At 69.7% G+C, this 16466-nt stretch carries 9 protein-coding genes and 4 pseudogenes; 10 read left to right on the plus strand and 3 right to left on the minus strand.

Going from position 1 to position 16466, the window contains the following annotated elements:
• The first annotated feature begins 489 nt into the window (after positions 1–489).
• From ACIRJP_RS27445 to ACIRJP_RS27470, 6 genes and pseudogenes are all read left to right on the plus strand, one after another.
• Positions 490–1357 (plus strand): annotated as a pseudogene (locus ACIRJP_RS27445) (amino acid ABC transporter permease).
• Positions 1354–1587: pseudogene (locus ACIRJP_RS27450) on the plus strand (FAD/NAD(P)-binding protein); the annotation flags it as partial. The pseudogenes ACIRJP_RS27445 and ACIRJP_RS27450, both read left to right, overlap by 4 nt.
• A pseudogene (locus ACIRJP_RS27455) lies at positions 1564–2838 on the plus strand (NtaA/DmoA family FMN-dependent monooxygenase). The pseudogenes ACIRJP_RS27450 and ACIRJP_RS27455, both read left to right, overlap by 24 nt.
• A 4-nt stretch (positions 2839–2842) precedes the next feature.
• The gene (locus ACIRJP_RS27460; protein ID WP_404179405.1) at positions 2843–3658 is read left to right on the plus strand and encodes a DUF1684 domain-containing protein; all 816 of its coding nucleotides are present in this window, start codon (positions 2843–2845) and stop codon (positions 3656–3658) included.
• A gap of 254 nt (positions 3659–3912) precedes the next feature.
• Positions 3913–4811, plus strand: a pseudogene (locus tag ACIRJP_RS27465) (S1 family peptidase).
• Between the two features lie 214 nt (positions 4812–5025).
• Positions 5026–5505 (plus strand): hypothetical protein, encoded by a 480-nt coding sequence (locus ACIRJP_RS27470; protein ID WP_404179408.1) that lies wholly within the window; start codon positions 5026–5028, stop codon positions 5503–5505.
• A 36-nt stretch (positions 5506–5541) separates the two neighbouring features.
• Here the strand turns inward: ACIRJP_RS27470 and ACIRJP_RS27475 are convergent, their stop codons facing one another.
• Positions 5542–6438, minus strand: coding sequence for a DUF4231 domain-containing protein (locus tag ACIRJP_RS27475; protein WP_404179552.1), 897 nt, complete (start codon positions 6436–6438; stop codon positions 5542–5544).
• Positions 6439–6694: 256 nt separating this feature from the next.
• Between ACIRJP_RS27475 and fxsA the strand changes: the two genes are divergently transcribed.
• The 4 genes from fxsA (at position 6695) to fxsT (ending at position 14655) form a co-directional block, all read left to right on the plus strand.
• Positions 6695–6862: an FxSxx-COOH cyclophane-containing RiPP peptide gene (fxsA, locus tag ACIRJP_RS27480; RefSeq protein ID WP_404179411.1), complete on the plus strand. Its 168-nt coding sequence runs from the start codon at positions 6695–6697 to the stop codon at positions 6860–6862.
• A gap of 67 nt (positions 6863–6929) precedes the next feature.
• The gene (fxsBH, locus tag ACIRJP_RS27485; RefSeq protein ID WP_404179414.1) at positions 6930–9176 is read left to right on the plus strand and encodes a radical SAM/SPASM protein FxsBH, inactivated beta-hydroxylase extension form; all 2247 of its coding nucleotides are present in this window, start codon (positions 6930–6932) and stop codon (positions 9174–9176) included.
• Between the two features lie 204 nt (positions 9177–9380).
• On the plus strand, positions 9381–10742 hold the full coding sequence (gene fsxC / locus ACIRJP_RS27490) for an FxsC protein (protein ID WP_404179417.1): 1362 nt from the start codon (positions 9381–9383) through the stop codon (positions 10740–10742).
• Positions 10726–14655 carry an FxSxx-COOH system tetratricopeptide repeat protein gene (fxsT, locus tag ACIRJP_RS27495; protein WP_404179419.1) on the plus strand — a complete coding sequence of 1310 codons (3930 nt, stop codon included), beginning with the start codon at positions 10726–10728 and terminating at the stop codon, positions 14653–14655. Before fsxC ends, fxsT begins: the two co-directional genes overlap by 17 nt.
• A 54-nt stretch (positions 14656–14709) precedes the next feature.
• Here fxsT and ACIRJP_RS27500 read toward each other — a convergent pair whose 3' ends face one another.
• Entirely contained in the window at positions 14710–15585 is an 876-nt protein-coding gene (locus ACIRJP_RS27500; RefSeq protein ID WP_404179422.1) for an alpha/beta fold hydrolase, read from the minus strand.
• A 300-nt stretch (positions 15586–15885) separates the two neighbouring features.
• The gene (locus ACIRJP_RS27505) at positions 15886–16383 is read right to left on the minus strand and encodes a phospholipase (RefSeq protein WP_404179425.1); all 498 of its coding nucleotides are present in this window, start codon (positions 16381–16383) and stop codon (positions 15886–15888) included.
• Positions 16384–16466 lie beyond the last annotated feature (83 nt).

A 16466-nucleotide genomic window follows, 5' to 3' on the forward strand; every position in this document is an offset into this window, starting at 1 on the left:
ATTCGTCGGCCGTGAGCAGGCGCGCGCCGGCGACGGCAGCACGCGCGGCCCCACGGCCGGGGCTGGGGCCGGTCCGGCGGATCAGGGTCGGACAGGCCCGGGGGAAGGACGGCGGAGCGAGGGGAGGGGAGAACGGTGTTGTGTACGGGAGGACACGCGGGGAAATGTGCTCAGGCGCCGCACACGGCGCCGGACAGGTCACGTGAAAACGCAGGGGGTCGGCTCAACAGGAGGAGGACCACACGCGACCGAAGTCGATGTGGGAGCGCTTGACCAGCCACTGCTGCGAATGCATGGCCCCAGTGGAACAGGCATCCGGTGGCCCGTCAACCGAGCCCCGGTGCACGGCCCACAGTGTGGACGAGCTTGACAGCGCGCGGCGGACAGCGCTTATCTCGGAGGCGGACCGGCGCTGAGGGGCCCGGTCCGCGTTGTGTTCGCGCCGAAGGCACGCCCCGTGTTCGATCTCTGCATCCACGGAGCCTTCGCATGCCCGCGCAGACAGATACCCTCCTTCCCTCTTCCACCGCACCGCTCACCAAGAGCGACGGAGCCGACCGGCTCCGGATCGTCCCGGTACGCCGAACCGGCCAGTGGGCGGCGGCCGTTGCCGTCCTGGCGCTGCTCGCCCTGGTGCTGGGACTCCGTCGTCCGCAACGACGCCTTGCAGTGGGATGTCGTCGCCGACCACTTCACCACCACCGCGGTGCTGCGCGGTCTCGGGCTCACGCTCTGGCTCACGGCACTGGTCATGGTGCTCGGCTTCGCTCTCGGCACGCTGCTGGCCGTCCTCCGGCTCCCCGCCAACCGCTTTCTGCAGGCGGTAAGTTGGGGTTACGTCTGGCTGTTCAGGTCCACCCCGATCCTGGTCCAGCTGCTGCTCTGGTTCAACATCGGCGCGCTGTACCCGCAGATCCTCGGCGTCCGCACGGTGAACCTCCCCGGCCCGGTCACGGTCGCCGTCATCGGGCTCACCCTGCACGAGGCCGCGTACGCCGCCGAAGTCGTCCGCGGCGGCATCCTCTCCGTCGAACGCGGACAGATCGAGGCCGCCCAGTCGCTCGGTCCCGGACCATGGCGCCGGTTCCACCGCATCGTCCTTCCGCAGGCGATGCGCTCCGTCGTCCCGCCCGCCGGGAACATGCTGATCGGCACCCTCAAGGGCACCTCGATCGTCAGCGTCATCGCCGTACAGGACCTGCTCTACTCCGTGCAGCTCGTGTACCACCGTACCTGCCAGGTCATCCCGCTGCTGCTGGTCGCCACCATCTGGTACGCCGTGGTGACCTCGCTGCTCGGCATCGGCCAGCACTACGTCGAGCGGCACTACGCGCGCGGCACGGCGGGTGCCCGGTGAGCGGGACGCCGACGCTCGTCGTCATAGGGGCCGGACCGCGCGGCACCGGCCTGATCGAGCGCATCGCCGCCAACGTCCCAGCCCTGTACGGGGACCGTCCGCTGACCATTCACCTCGTCGACCCGTATCCGCCCGGCGGCGGACGGATCTGGCGGCACGACCAGTCGCCGCTGCTCTGGATGAACTCCATGGCCGAGGACGTCACGATGTTCACCGACGACACCGTCCAGCAGGAAGGGCCGGTCCGTCCCGGTCCCGCGCTGCACACCTGGGCGGCGCTCCACCTCGCCCGCACCGCGGAGCGCGGCAGGTTCGACTTCTTCTTCCTCGCCGAAGGGCTGCGGCTGCGCGAGCACAACGGCCGCATCCACGACCTGGACGTGGTCGGCCGCCCCGAATCCCTCACCGTGCTGGCCGCGCTGGCCGCCGTCACCGACCGGCTCGGCCTCGCCGCCACCGTCAACGCCACCTTCAACGAGCCGTACGAACTGGCCCGCCGCCTGGCCACCCTCGACCACCTCAGCGAGGGCCGGGCCGCCTGGAACGTCGTCACCTCCTTCGACGCCTTCACCGGGGAGAACTTCCGGGCGCGGCGGCCACCTGGACCGGGCCGACCGGTACACCAGGGCCGCGGAGTTCGTCGCCACCGCCCGCGAACTGTGGGACAGCTGGACGCCCGATGGCACCCCGCGCCCCTTCACGCACCGGGGGCAGCACTTCGCCATCGAGGGCGAGTTCACCGTCCCGCGCTCCCCGCAGGGCCATCCGGTCGTCATCCAGGCCGGTGACTCCCCGGACGGCCGCGAGTTCGCCGCGTCCACCGCCGACATCGTGTTCACCCGGCACGGAACCCTGGAGTCGGGGCGCGCGTTCTACGCCGACGTCAAGGCGCGGCTGGCGAAGTACGGCCGGGAGCCCGACGAGCTGAAGATCACGCCCGGGGTCACCTTCGTACTCGGCGACAGCGACGCGGAGGCCCAGGAGCGGGCCGCCGAGATCCGCCTCCAGCAGGTCTCCCCACAGAACGCGCTACTGGCCCTGGAGCAGATCTGGGGCCGCGACCTCTCCTCGTACGACCCCGACGGGCCGCTGCCCGACATCGACCCGGACCCCGGATCCTCGCTGGTCCAGGACCGGGTCAGGACCGGGTCAGGACCGGCGACGTGCTCGCCGTCGCGGCGCGCTGGCGGGCGCTGTCCAAGAAGAAGGGGCTGTCCATCCGGCAGACCGTCATCGAGACGACCGGCCGGCAGTCCTTCATCGGCAGCCCGCGGACGGTCGCGGAGCAGCTCACCGAGTTCGTCGCCGCCGAAGCCGCCGACGGATTCGTCCTCGTACCGCACCTCACACCAGGCGGCCTGGACGATTTCGTCGACCAGGTGGTCCCGCTCCTCCAGGAGCGCGGAGTGTTCCGCTCCGAATACACCGGTCCCACGCTGCGATCGCACCTCGGGCTCGCGGAGCCGGTATGGAAGGGTTGACCGCATGAGCACGGACGCACAGCAGCCGCACGGATCCGAGCAGGCGGCACCGGACTGGAAGCACTGGCACGAGGAGCGCACCGCGACGGTGACCGGCCCCTACGGACCGCTCTCCCTCACCGGCACCCACTGGCTCTCCGACCACCCGGAGGGCCGTATCCCCGAGGTACCCGGGCAGTGGCGGGAGGACGGCGAGGAGCTGGTGCTCAGCGCCTTTGCAGCGGACGGGCTGACCGTGGACGGCGAGCCCTTCACCGGCCAGGTCCGCCTCACCGCCGACCGAGGCCCGATCGGCGGGTCCCGCGTCGGGCACGGCGAGCGGCGGCTGGTCGTGCTGAGCCGCGAAGGGCTGTGGGCGGTACGGGACTTCGACCCGGACTCCCCGGCGCGGCGTGCCTTCCGGGCCATCGAGGCCACCCCGTACGACCCCCGCTGGGTGCTGCCGGGAACCTTCCGCCCGTACGACAGCGCCCGCACCGTCCGGGTCGAGAACGCCGACGGGGTCGAGCGCGGGCTCGGGCTTGCCGGTGAGATCGCCTTCGAGCTCGACGGTACGGAGCACACGCTGCACGTCGCGGTCGAGCCGGACGGCTCGCTCTGGGCGGTGTTCGCCGACGCCACCAGCGGGAACAGCAGCTACCGCTTCCGGTTCCTGCGGCCCGCGGCACCCGCCGAGGACGGCAGCGTGACGGTCGACCTCAACCGTGCGCTGCTGCCGCCGTGTGCCTTCGCGGACCACTTCATCTGCCCCTTCCCGCCCCCGGGCAACACCCTGTCCGTCGCCGTCGAGGCGGGGGAGCGCAACCGCCTCGACAGCTGACGTGCAGTCGCATTTCTCCGGGACGACGGCCCCGGCAGCCCGTGTGCTGCCGGGGCCGCGCGCGTGCGGCGCGACAAGTTCAGGCCAGAGGGCCCTCTTGCGCCACAAGTTGACGCCTTGAATACTCCCGAGCAGCGCTTGTCAGGAACACGGCATGCTCGCATCGCGGGCGCACGGCCGTGTGATCGACTGCGCCTCACGGGTCCGACCACCCCACAGGCGGACCCCCGACTTCCCCTCGGGAGGAATGAAAAGTGAGGATCAAGCGCACCACCCCCCTCAGCGGCGCCGCGAGACGGACCAGGGTCGTCGCCATCACCGCGGGCCTCGTCGCCGTCGCCGCCCTCGCCGTCCCCAGCGCCCAGGCCGACACCAACACCACCTTCAGCACCGCGCAGCTCTCCGCCGCGAGCGACGCCGTGCTCGGTGCCGACGTGGCGGGCACGGCGTGGAACGTCGACCCGGTGAGCAAGAAGCTCGTGGTCACCGTCGACCGCACGGTCTCGAAAGCCGAGATCGAACAGATCAAGCAGTCCGCCGGGGTCAACGCCGGCGCCCTGAAGATCGAGCGCACCACAGGAAAGATCAGCAAACTGCTCTCCGGTGGCGACGCGATCTACGCTCCCGGCTGGCGCTGCTCCCTCGGCTTCAACGTCCGCAGCGGCAGCACCTACTACTTCCTGACCGCCGGTCACTGCACCGACGGCAACCCGCCCTGGTACACCAACTCGTCGAACTCGACCAGCATCGGCCCGACGGTCGGCTCCAGCTTCCCGACCAACGACTACGGCCTGGTCCGGTACGACAACGCCGCGGTCTCCCACGAGGGCACCGTCGGCAGCGTCGACATCACCAGCGCGGCCACGCCACGGTCGGTATGTCCGTCACCCGCCGCGGCTCCACCACCGGCATCCACAGCGGCTCCGTCACGGGCCTCAACGCCACCGTCAACTACGGCAACGGCGACATCGTCTACGGCATGATCAAGACCAACGTCTGTGCGGAGCCCGGCGACTCCGGCGGTCCGCTCTACTCCGGTTCCAAGGCGATCGGTCTCACCTCCGGCGGCAGCGGCAACTGCTCCTCCGGCGGCACCACGTACTTCCAGCCGGTCACCGAGGCGCTCAGCGCGTACGGGGTCAGCGTCTACTGACCCCCCCGGCACACCCCCATGACCGGCCCTCGAACAAGCGGCCGACCGTGAAGGGGCCCCTGCCCGAATCCCGGGCGGGGGCTCCCGCGCACCCCGCGGCTTTTGAGAGGATGTGGGGCAGGTCGGTCACGCAGGAGCACGGGGGCGGAGCTGTGCCAACCGGAGGGAATGACCTCCGGGACCCCCGGCAGACACCTCAGGGGGTTCCAGGTCCGTGAAACGCATCGGAGTGACCGGTCATCGCACAATTCCGCAGGAGGCCCACGCCCATGTGCTCGCGGGGTTACGGGCGGCGCTCTGCGGCCACGAAGGCGCCATGGAGGCCCTCTCCAGCCTCGCGGTGGGGGCGGATCAGCTCTTCGCCGACCTCGCCCTGGCCCGCGGCGCCGACCTGACGGTGGTGATCCCGAGCGGCGACTACGAGTCCTGCTTCGAGGACGCGGCCGAACTCGCCCGCTACCGGGCCCTCAAGGACCGGGCGGTGCGGGAGGTCCGGCTCGGCTACCCGCACTCCACCGACGAGGCGTACTACGCGGCGGGCGCGTACATCGCCGACCACTGCGACCGGCTGCTCGCGGTGTGGGACGGCAGGCCGGCCCGCGGCCTCGGCGGCACCGGCGACATCGTGACGTACGCCCGCAGCCTGGGCCGCCCCGTCACGGTGATCTGGCGCGAGGGCGTGGAGCGGAGCTGACGGCCGGCCCGGCCGCCCGGCACTACTGACGTCACGTCACATCTGATGCCGGGCAAGCCAGTCGGTGTGCTGCGGGGAGACGATGCGCTCGGTCTCGAAGACCGCGCCCGGCCACTGGCGCTCGGTCAGTGTGGTCTCCATCGCCACCTGCATCGCCTCGAGATCCTGCTCCACCAGGGAGTGGGCCGAGATCAGCGGGTGGTGACGGCGCATCTCGCTCCACGCCAGACAGGCCGCCGCCGCGGCCGAGAGCACCCCCGTCAGGGCGAAGGACTGGGTGACGGAGAACGTCCGCAGCAGGGCGAACACCAGGGCCAGTGCGGTCAGGGCGGCGATGGTGGTCGACCAGACCAGGGTGGCCCACCGGGACACCTCCTGGCGCCTGCGGTACCAACTTCTCTGCTCGATAAGGCGGTCACGCACGTACGTCTCCTTGCGTACGGTGAACGCTTTGTCCCGTAACTCCCGCATCGATTCGGTGATCAGCCCGCCCGAATCGGCCGTCAGGTCGCGGGGATCGGCCCACCCCACCTTGCGCAGCTCCTGAAGGCCCTCTTCGAGACGGTTCGCGAACACCGCCTCCGGGTGCTGGGTGCCGGTGTCGAAAGGTGATCCATGCACCGAGTATCGCCAGCACATCGACTTGATGAACTCGGCCGCAGAGCGGTTGAGTTGCCAATGCGACTTTGCTTTGCGCCGGGCGGAGAGGTACGTCGTGATCAGGACACCCAGGTAGGCCAACGCACCTGCGGCATCGGTGAGTTGAAACGTGTCACCCAGCTCGGCGTGCCAGGGGGCGGCGGCGGGCAGTGCCCCTGCGACCAGGAGTATCAGTTGTACGCGGGTGGTGTTCACGGCCTCCCGTTGCCTTGCGATGGCGATCTCGTCCGTGTGGTGAAAGAGCGCCGGCAGATCGGCGTTCCTGAAGACCATGCTCTGGAGCGGCCCGGGAAGCGCCGTCATGTTCACTCCCGTCTGCGGTTATGTCGTCGCCTGAATGGCGGAATCAGGGGTTCCGTTCGATTCGGGACAGGCCTGTGTGACGCTCTCGTTCCAAGTGGCCGTCCTCAGTTGCCAACGGAGGCCATGAGAGTAAAGTCGTGCCGCCGGACACTGCAATGGTGCAGATACTGTTGCTGCATTCCTGTCCGGAACCATTCCATCGGAACAAACCCCCTCAAGGACGGCCGTGAACACCTCAGAATCCTCCCTCTCCTTCGCCGTTGCGAAGAAGAGCCGTGTGCCGCTCGCCCAGATCGATGTCCGCGGCACTGCTGCTGCCCGGAAGCTCGGCCGCGTGCACGCCGTGTCGGCCGGTCGCCCCACCCAGGCATCGACCTTCAACTCGGCACTCTGAAACAACCCGCCCAACACCTCGTGAACCGAAGCTCCGACCACCCCTTCGGGCTGGCTAGACTGGTGGAATGACAGGACCCCTGGTCCCTTTCCGCGAAGTCGTTCTCAAGGTTCACAGCAGGTGTGATCTCGCTTGTGACCATTGCTATGTCTATGAACATGCAGATCAGAGCTGGCGAACCCGGCCCAGGACAATCTCTGATGATGTCATTTTCCGGACTGCTCAGCGCTTGGCCGAGCATGCCAAGGCACATGCACTGCCCTCCGTGTCAGTGATCCTGCACGGAGGGGAGCCTCTACTGGCGGGGCCCGCCCGATTGCGGCGAGTCTGCGAAGTGCTCACCTCCGCCTTCGACGGCGTCGCGGAACTCGACCTCCGCATCCACACCAACGGACTCCAGCTCAGTCCGCGGTATCTCGACCTCTTCGACGAGTTCAATGTCAGGGTCGGCATCTCCCTCGACGGCGACCGGGCCGCGAACGACAGGCACCGCCGCTACGCGGACGGGCGCAGCAGCCATCCCCTGGTCCTCAAGGCCGTGGAACTGCTCCGGCAGGAGCGCTACCGCCACCTCGATCTCGGGCTCCTGTGCACCGTCGACATCGAGAACGACCCGATCGCGGTCCTCGACGCGCTCACCGAGCTCGATCCGCCGCTCATCGACTTCCTGCTCCCGCACGCCACCTGGGACGATCCGCCGCCGCGCCCGGACGGTTCGCCCACCGCCTATGCCGAATGGCTCCTCGCGGTCTTCGACCGCTGGCAGGAGCAGGGGCGTCCGGTGCCGGTGCGGCTCTTCTCCTCGGTGCTGTCCACGCTGAGCGGCGGCCCCAGCCTCACCGAGTCCCTGGGGCTCGCTCCGACCGACCTGGTCGTCGTCGAGACCGACGGCCAGCTGGAGCAGGTCGACTCGCTCAAGAGCGCCTACGAGGGCGCCGCGGCCACCGGCTTCGACGTCTTCACCCACACCTTGGACGAGGTGGCGGCCCACCCCGGCGTGCGGGCCCGGCAGCTCGGGCTGGCCGGTGTCAGCGAGACCTGCCGCCGCTGTCCCGTCGTGCGCTCGTGCGGCGGCGGGCTCTACACCCACCGGTACCGCTCCACCGGGCCGTCCGGCGAGTTCGACAACCCGTCCGTGTACTGCGAGGACCTGGCCGCCCTGGTGCGCGGCATCGAGGCGCGCACGGCGGCCTCCCTCGTCGCGCCCGAGCTCGCCGACCCGGTCGAGCTGGCCGCCTCCCAGCGAGAGCTCACCCGCATGCTGCTGGCCCGGCTGAACGCCGACGTCGAGGAGCACGGCGGCGAGCGGTGGGTCCGGGCCTGGGAGCTGGCCGCCGCCATCGAGGCCTCCGAGGAGGGGGCCCGCGGCCTGGACGAGGTGCTGGCCCACCCGTACACCCGCACCTGGCTGCTCCGTGCCCTGGAGGCGCTCCACGACGAACGGCCGGGGGCGGTTGAGCACGCGCTGCGGCTGCCGGCCCTTCTCGCTGCCGCCGCCGTCCGGGCCGGTCTCGACATCTCTGTCGCCGTGCGCTATGCGGACGGCAGGCTGGTCCTTCCGGGTCTCGGCGAGTTGCGGATCGGGCAAGCGGGGGAGAACGGCACGGCGCTGGTGCGTGCCGTCGAGGACGGCTTCCTGGTCCGGCGGGACGAGGGCGACCCGGCCGAGCGGCGGGTCGTGCTGTCGGCGGCCGGTCCCGGCTGGCGGCCGGTGCGCCGGCTCTCGGTGCCCGGTGCCGCTTCCGGCCCGGCGCTCGGCCTGACGATCGACGACCTCGACCCGTACCGCGACTGCTTCGCCACACCGGCTTCGGCCCCGCTCGACGACCGGGCCGCCGCGGAGCTGGTGGCCAGGATCGGTGAAGCCTGGACGCTGATCGTGGCGAAGGCGCCGCTGCGGGCCGCGGAGATGGCGGGGCGTCTCACCACCCTCACGCCGCTCACCGGTTCCGCCGCGGCCGAACCCGCCGTGGGGCGGCACGGTTACGGCGCGCTGGGCATCGTCGCGGACGGCAGTGCCGAGGAGTTGGCGCTCGCGCTGCTGCGCGGAGCGCGGCGGGCCGAATTGCGGGCGCTGGTCGATGTCACGGATCTATACGCGGCGGACGGCGCCTGGGAACATCGGATTCCCTGGCAGGAAGAACCAGTTCCGTTTTCCCGGTTGCTGGCCGAGACCTATGAACGGATGGCGTTGGGCGCATTCGAGCCACGCTGTCTGGAGGGTGTGCCGCAGGCCCTCGACACGCTGGAGGGGGCCGCCGAGCTCACCGTCAGCGGAAAGCGACTGCTGGATCTGATGCGAAAAGAGATCTGAGGGTCGAATTCCGGTTGGGCGGGAGGGCCGGAACACACGGGACAACTGGGAGGAACAGCCGCAGACCGAATTCGATCAAGGAAATGTTCGGCGGAACCCGGGAACGTATGACTGAAAACCGGCGTTGAATGACCGAACGCCATGGGGGTGGAGCAACGTCCGCTCCGGAATGATGAATTCGCTCGCATTCACTTCAGTCCCCGGATGCGGGTGCTCACACAGGACGGGGGTCGTGTGCACGCAACAACGCAGCAGCGAGCGGCGGACCATCGGCCGTACTTCTTCTTGAGTTATGCCCATACACCGGGCTACGGCCATGGAACCGACCCGGATATGTGGGTCGAACGCCTCTTCAAGGATCTCTGTGACCATGTACTGGCCATGACGGATCTGCCCGCGGGCGCGCCCGCGGGGTTCATCGACCGCGAGATACGCTCCGGCGAGGGCTGGTCGGAACGGCTCGGTGAGGTGCTCGCCACCTGCCGGGTGTTCGTTCCGCTGTTCTCGCCGCGTTATTTCGCGAGCGAGATGTGCGGGAAGGAGTGGTACGCCTTCGCTCAGCGCGCCATCCACCACCGCGCCCGCTCCAACCAGCGGGCCGAGGCGATCGTCCCGGCCCTCTGGGTCCCGGTGCCCCCGAGCCAACTCCCCGGCCCCGCCGAGCGATTACAGTTCAACCACCGCGATTTCGGAGACCGTTACGTCAGCGACGGACTCTACGGACTGATCAAGCTCCGGCTCTTCGCCGAGGAGTACGAGCGCGCGGTGTACGAACTCGCCAAGCGCATCGTCAACGTCGCCGACACGATAAGGATCGGCACCGGCCGCCCCGTCGACTACCGGCTGGCGCCCAGTGCCTTCGGCCCTCCCAACAGTTCGGTGGGCGGCCCCCGTCCGATGCAGGTCACCATCGCCGCCGCCACCCGGCACGACCTGCCCGCCGGACGCAGTGCCGACTACTACGGAGACAGCCCGCAGGACTGGAACCCCTACCACCCGGCCGCCGCCCGGCCGCTGGCCTACGTCGCCGAGGACCTGGTGCGCTCCCTCAACTACCAGGCGACCATCTCCTCCTTCGACGAGGAGACCGGGCACGGAGAGGGCAAGCAGCCGCCCAGCAGGCCGGAGATCCTGCTAGTCGACCGCTGGGCACTGCAGGACGAGGACCGTTGCCGGCGGCTCGCCGCCTTCGACGCCGAGAACCGCCCCTGGGTGACGATGATCGTGCCGTGGAACCGGGAGGACCACGAGAGCATGGCTGCCGAGGCCGAACTGACCGAGAAGCTCGAACAGACCATGCCGACCAAGATGCGCCAGGGACGGGCCTACTGCCGGGCCGCCGCCAAGGGCGTCCCCAGCATGGAGGCGTTCGGGCAGATCCTGCCGCAGGTCGTCGAGGTGGCGGCCCAGCAGTACCTGAGACATGCGGCGGTGTACCCACCCGCCACCGGAGGCGGACACACCGAACGGACCCGGCTGATGGGGCCGATGGCACAGACGAACTACATCCCCGAGACACACGACCCTGCGACGGATGCGGAGGACACGGATGACGGCCAGTCGTGACGGGCGCATCGTCACCTTCTACTCGTACAAGGGCGGCACCGGCCGCACCATGGCCCTGGCCAACACGGCCTGGATACTCGCCGCCAACGGGAAACGGGTACTGGCCGTCGACTGGGACCTGGAGGCACCTGGGCTCCACCGGTTCTTCCACCCGTTCCTCGACCCGTCGACACTCGGTGCCACCACCGGCGTCATCGATCTGATCACCGAATACGCGTGGGCCGCGACCAGCCCCGTCCAGCGTGCCGACGACTGGCACCGCGACTACGCCCGTATCCAGCCGCACGCCGTCTCCCTGGCTCCCGAAGCGCTCGGCTGGGAGTTCCCGCAGGGCGGCACGCTCGACTTCGTCTCCGCGGGACGGCAGAACCGCGAGTACTCCGCGACCGTCTCCACCTTCGACTGGGACAACTTCTACGACCGGCTCGGCGGCGGCCATTTCTTCGACGCCCTGCGCGACGACATGAAGGCCAACTACGACTACGTCCTCATCGACAGCCGGACCGGCCTCAGCGACATCGCCGACATCTGCACCGTCCACCTCCCCGACGTCCTCGTCGACTGCTTCACGCTCAGCGACCAGTCCATCGACGGTGCCGCCTCCGTCGCCCGGCAGATCTCCGAGCGCTACACAGGCCGCCCCATCTCCATCTTCCCCGTCCCGATGCGCATCGACGAGGGCGAGAAGGAGAAGGCGGATGCCGGACGGGCGCTGGCCCGGCTGAAGTTCGACCGGCTGCCGCGCGACCTGTCCGGGGACGAACTCACCGCCTACTGGGGCGCGGTGGAGATCCCGTACCGCCCCTACTACGCCTACGAGGAGACCCTCGCCACCTTCGGCGACGAGGCCGGTCTCACCAACTCCCTGCTCTCCGCCTTCGAGCGGCTCACCTCCGTCATCACCGACCAGCAGATCACCTCGATGCCACCGGTCGGCGAAGAGGTGCGGCTGCGCATCCGGGACGCGTTCACCCGGCGCAGGCCGGCGCTGCCGGCCGATCTCTTCCTCAGCTATGTGGCGGAGAACCGGATGTGGGCCGACTGGATCGAGTCCGTGCTCACCCGGGCCGGGTTCCGCGTCGTGCCGCGCGACGTGTCCGCCCAGCGGGAGAACGCGGAGCAGGCGCCCGTCGAGAGCGCCGCCCGTACCGTGGTGCTGCTCTCCAGCGCCTACCTCAAGTCCCAGCGCGCGGTGAACCTCTGGGACCGGGCCGTCGCGGAGGACCCCGGCGGCGGCCGGCGCCATCTGCTGCCGCTCAGGGTCGGTGACGTGCGGCTCTCCGCGCCCTACATCGACCGCAACCCCGTCGACCTCTTCCGGCTCGACGAGGTACACGCCACGGCCGCCCTGCTGCGCGCCCTGGACCGGCCCGTACAGCTCACCGACGCGGTGTCGCCCGGACCGCGCTTCCCGGGCACCGTCCCCAGGATCTGGAACGCCCCTCCGCGCAACCCCGGCTTCACCGGCCGCTCCCTGGTCCTGGAACGGATGCGCGACCAGCTCGGCGGCGGCATGGCCGTGGTGCTGCCGCAGCCGCAGACCCTGTACGGGCTCGGCGGCGTCGGCAAGACCCAGGTCGCCCTGGAGTACGTGCACCGCTTCATGGCCGACTACGACCTGGTCTGGTGGATATCTTCCGAGCAGACCGACGACGTGGTGGCCGCGCTCGCCGAGCTCGCGGTCCGGCTCGGCGCCCAGGGCGGCGACGACATGGCGGCCGCCTCCCAGGAGGCCGTGGACCTGCTGCGCCGGGGTGTGCCCTCGGACCGCTGGCTGCTGGTCTTCGACAACGCCGACGACCCCGAAAGGCTCCGCCGCTACTTCCCGCAGGGCGGCTCGGGCCACATCCTGGTCACCTCGCGCAACCAGGCCTGGTCCCAGCACGGCGACGCGCTGCCGGTCGACGTCTTCCTGCGCGAGGAGTCCATCGAGCACCTCCAGCGCCGGGCCCCGGGGCTGAGCGACGAGGACGCCGCCCAGGTGGCCACCGCCGTCGGTGACCTGCCGCTGGCCGTGGAGCAGGCGGCGGCCTGGATCGCGGAGACCGCCACCCCGATCGACACCTATCTCGAACAGCTGGCCCAGCAGGCGCCCGAGGTCCTGGCGCTCAACCAGCCGGCCGGTTACCCGGAGCCGGTCGCCGCGACCTGGAACATCTCCATCCAGCGGCTCAAGGAGCGCTCGCCCGCCGCGGTCCGGCTGCTCCAGCTCTGCGCCTTCTTCGCACCCGAGCCCATCTCGGGGAACCTCCTGTACAGCAAGGAGATGATCGAGGCGCTGAAGCCGTACGACGCCTCGCTCCAGGAGAAGCTGGTGCTGGGCCGGGTCATCCGGGAGATCGGCCGGTTCGCCCTCGCCAAGGTCGACCAGGTCTCCAACTCCATCCAGGTGCACCGGCTCGTCCAGGCCGTCATCCGGGCGCAGCTCACCGAGGAGGAGCAGCAGGACGCCCGGCACGCCGTCCACCGCATCCTGGCAGGCGCCCGGCCCGACGACGACGAGCCGATCGACAACCCCTCGACCTGGCCGCAGTTCGCCACCATCTGGCCACACCTCGGCCCGTCCGACGCGCGAAACTGCAAGGAGCCCGAGGCCCGCAGGCTGCTGATCGACCGGGTCCGCTACCTCTGGAAGCGCGGTGACTTCCGGACCGCGACGACGGTCTGCGAGGAGCTGCGCGAGATCTGGCGTCAGACGCTGGGGGAGCGGGACATCCAGTACCTCTACCTCTGCTTCCACCTCTCCAACATCTACCGCTCGCGCGGCCGTTACGTGGAGGCCAGGGAGCTCGACGAGATCACCCTGGAGACACAGCGGGAGGTCCTGGGCCCGGAGCACCCGCACACGTACATGAGCACCAGCAGCCTGGCGACCGACCTCGGCACGCTCGGGGAGTACACCAGGGCGATCGAGCTGGCGACCGAGGCCACCGACGGGTTCAACCAGATCTTCCACGAGTCGCACCCGAGGACGCTGGCCGCGGCCAACAACCTGGCGTTCACCCTGCGGTCCATCGGCCAGTACGCCAAGGCCCGCGAGATCGACCAGGATGTCTTCGACCGGCGTGTCGAGGTGCTCGGCGCGGAACACCCCTACAGCCTCTCCTCGGCCATGAACCTGGCCCGTGACCTGCGGGACGTCGGACGGTACGAGGACTCGGTCGGCATCCTCAGCCGTACGTACGACAGCTACAAGGCCACGCTCGGCAGGGCCTTCCCGGGCACGCTGAGTGCGGCGAAGAGCCTCGCGGTGTCGCTGCGCCGAGCGGGCAGACTGGAGGACGCCCGCAGGCTCACGGTGGCCACCCGGTCCAGGTACCGGGCCAAGTACACCTCCGCCAACCCGGAGTCGCTGGCCTGCGATCTCAACATGGCGGCCGACCTGTTCGCGGCCGGCGAGGCGAACGAGGCCAGGGACACCGCACAGGAGGTCGTCGACCAGTACATGAAGGTGCCGGGGGAGAAGCACCCGTACACCCTGGCCGCGCTGAACAACCTCGGCGTCTACCAGTCGGGATCCGGCGCGTCCGAGGAGTCTGTGCGGGTACTGACCAGAGTGGTCGCCTCGATGCGGGAGGTGTACGGGCCGGAGCACCCCAACACCCTGTTCTGCGTGATGAACCTGGCGAACGCGACGGCGGAGCGGGGCGATCTCGATCTGGTGCTGGAGACCGAGGAGAAGGTGTCCGGGCAGCTCAGGAGGGTACTGGGGGCGCATCACCCGGAGACCCTGGCCATGACGTCGAACATGGCGGTCACGCTCGACGCGATGGGGCGCAAGGACGAGGCGCTGCGGCTGAGGACCGAGACGGTCGAGGAACTGGCCCGCCAGCTCGGTGACGACCATCCGATGACCCGGATCGCCCGGGACGACGACCGGTTCGAGCGCGAACTGGAACCGACGGCGGTGTGAGCCCCGGGAGCGTCCGGCCGTCGCCGGCCGCTCCCGGAACACCGGCCCTGCCCGTCATCCGACGGGCGGGTCCAGCAGCCAGTTGAGGATCTCGGGCAGCGCGTGCAGCGCGTCGAAGTGCGCTGCCGCCGGTTCCACCACGACGGTGGCGTTCGGAATGCGTTCGGCCAGCCAGCGCGAGTGGCCCACCGGGGAGAACACGTCCTTCTCGCCGTGCCACAGCAGTACGGGGCTCGTGATGTCCGCAGGGTCGAACCCCCACGGATTGCTGAACGCGAGCGCGTCGTCGATCCAGCCCCAGGCCGAAGTGCGCAACCCCTCACGGTAGTTGCGCAGCAGCATGGTGCGGACCCCGGCGTCGTTGACCACCATCCGGTCGGAGTCGGTCAGCTCCCGGCGCAGATCGTCGATGAGCTGGACCGGGTTCTTCCTGATCACCGCGGACCGGGAGATGAACGACTCCGCGAGCCCGTCCGGATCGGCCGTCGCCGTGGAGTACGCCAGCACGTTGGAGGCGGCCATCCCGTCGAACCAGTCGAGACCGTCGGCCTCCCGGGGGGCCAGCGCGACCAGTGCGGCGGTACGGGTCACCCGCTCGGGCATCAGCGCCGCGCAGGCCAAGGCATGCGGGGCACCACCGGAACGGCCCACCACGGCGAACCGTTCGAGTCCGAGATGGTCGGCGATGGCCCGTACGTCCTGAACGGCATCGGCGACACAGCGGCCCGGCAGCCGGTCGGACTCGCCGTAGCCCGGCCGGTCGTAGGTGATGAGCTGGGTCTTGCGCTGGTACAGGACCATGCCGCGCGGAGCCGGACCGAGCCTGCTGCCGGGCATCCCGTGCAGCAGGAAGACCGGTCTGCCACGAGGATCCCCGAGTCGCTCCACCACCAGATGCCGCCCGTCCACCGCGCGCACCCGACTACGCACTTGGCGCCTCCTCGGTAATGTGCGGGCACCGCGTGCCCGTCTTTTCCCGCCCGATTCGATGATGACTCATCAGAGCTCTTACCGAGCCCGGGAGTTGAAAACCCGATGAAGGACGGCAGATGGTGCGGGGAGGGGTAGGGCTCAGCTGTTGCGGGTGGGATCGAGGCCATCGGCGGCGATGCGGTCCGGGCTTCGGTGAGGGCACCGAGGACGCCCTGTTTTGAGCCTGCCGCACGACAACGGGCTCGTCCGCATCGATCGAGGCGATGCGGACGAGCCCGTCGTCACGTTCAGAAGGAGTCAGGCGGCTCTGGTCAGTCCTTCGGCGCCCGCCTTCGCCGGTGCCACGCCGAAGATGTCCACGGCGTGGTAGTAGGTCCATGCGGTGCTGTTGCACGCGGTGAGCTTCGCTCCGGAGTAGGCGGCGCATACGCGCTTGAGGTCCGAGTAGAACGCGGAGTCGATGCGCGACTTGTTGGCGTCGAAGGCGCCGGCCGCCTTGTAGTTGCGGTAGCCGAAGTCGTGGCGGGCGCAGGCGGTCTGGAAGGGGAAGCCGAACGGATTGTCGGGCGAGCTGCTGCAGTAGTCCGTCGACCAGTCGAAGCCGTACGCGGACCAGGCGCCCTGGTTGTTGCGGGCGGAGTTCCAGGCGTTGTAGCTGGCCAGGCCCGTCTGGGTCCAGGAGCTGAGGACCTGGGGTTTGTCGGCAGGAGCGGCCGCGGCGGACGCGGCAGGGAGCAGGACGAGGGGGAGCGACAGAGCGGCCGTGGCGAGCGGGACGGTGAATCGGCGACGCATGAGCAACCTCCGCAGAATGAAAGGGAGTTGTGCTGAACGTGCTCCTCGTGGTCTCACGAGATCGTTCAGCATGATGCCATGCG

The organism is Streptomyces sp. NPDC102437, from assembly GCF_044765565.1.
GTDB lineage: Bacteria > Actinomycetota > Actinomycetes > Streptomycetales > Streptomycetaceae > Streptomyces.

What these genes read in the sequence shown, in the direction of transcription:
- ACIRJP_RS27460 (WP_404179405.1), top strand. Translation starts at nt 2,843, where the DNA reads ATGAGCACGGACGCACAGCAGCCGCACGGATCCGAGCAGGCGGCACCG.
- ACIRJP_RS27475 (WP_404179552.1), bottom strand. Translation starts at nt 6,438, where the DNA reads ATGGTCTTCAGGAACGCCGATCTGCCGGCGCTCTTTCACCACACGGAC.
- fxsBH (WP_404179414.1), top strand. Translation starts at nt 6,930, where the DNA reads ATGACAGGACCCCTGGTCCCTTTCCGCGAAGTCGTTCTCAAGGTTCAC.
- fsxC (WP_404179417.1), top strand. Translation starts at nt 9,381, where the DNA reads ATGCGGGTGCTCACACAGGACGGGGGTCGTGTGCACGCAACAACGCAG.
- fxsT (WP_404179419.1), top strand. Translation starts at nt 10,726, where the DNA reads ATGACGGCCAGTCGTGACGGGCGCATCGTCACCTTCTACTCGTACAAG.
- ACIRJP_RS27505 (WP_404179425.1), bottom strand. Translation starts at nt 16,383, where the DNA reads ATGCGTCGCCGATTCACCGTCCCGCTCGCCACGGCCGCTCTGTCGCTC.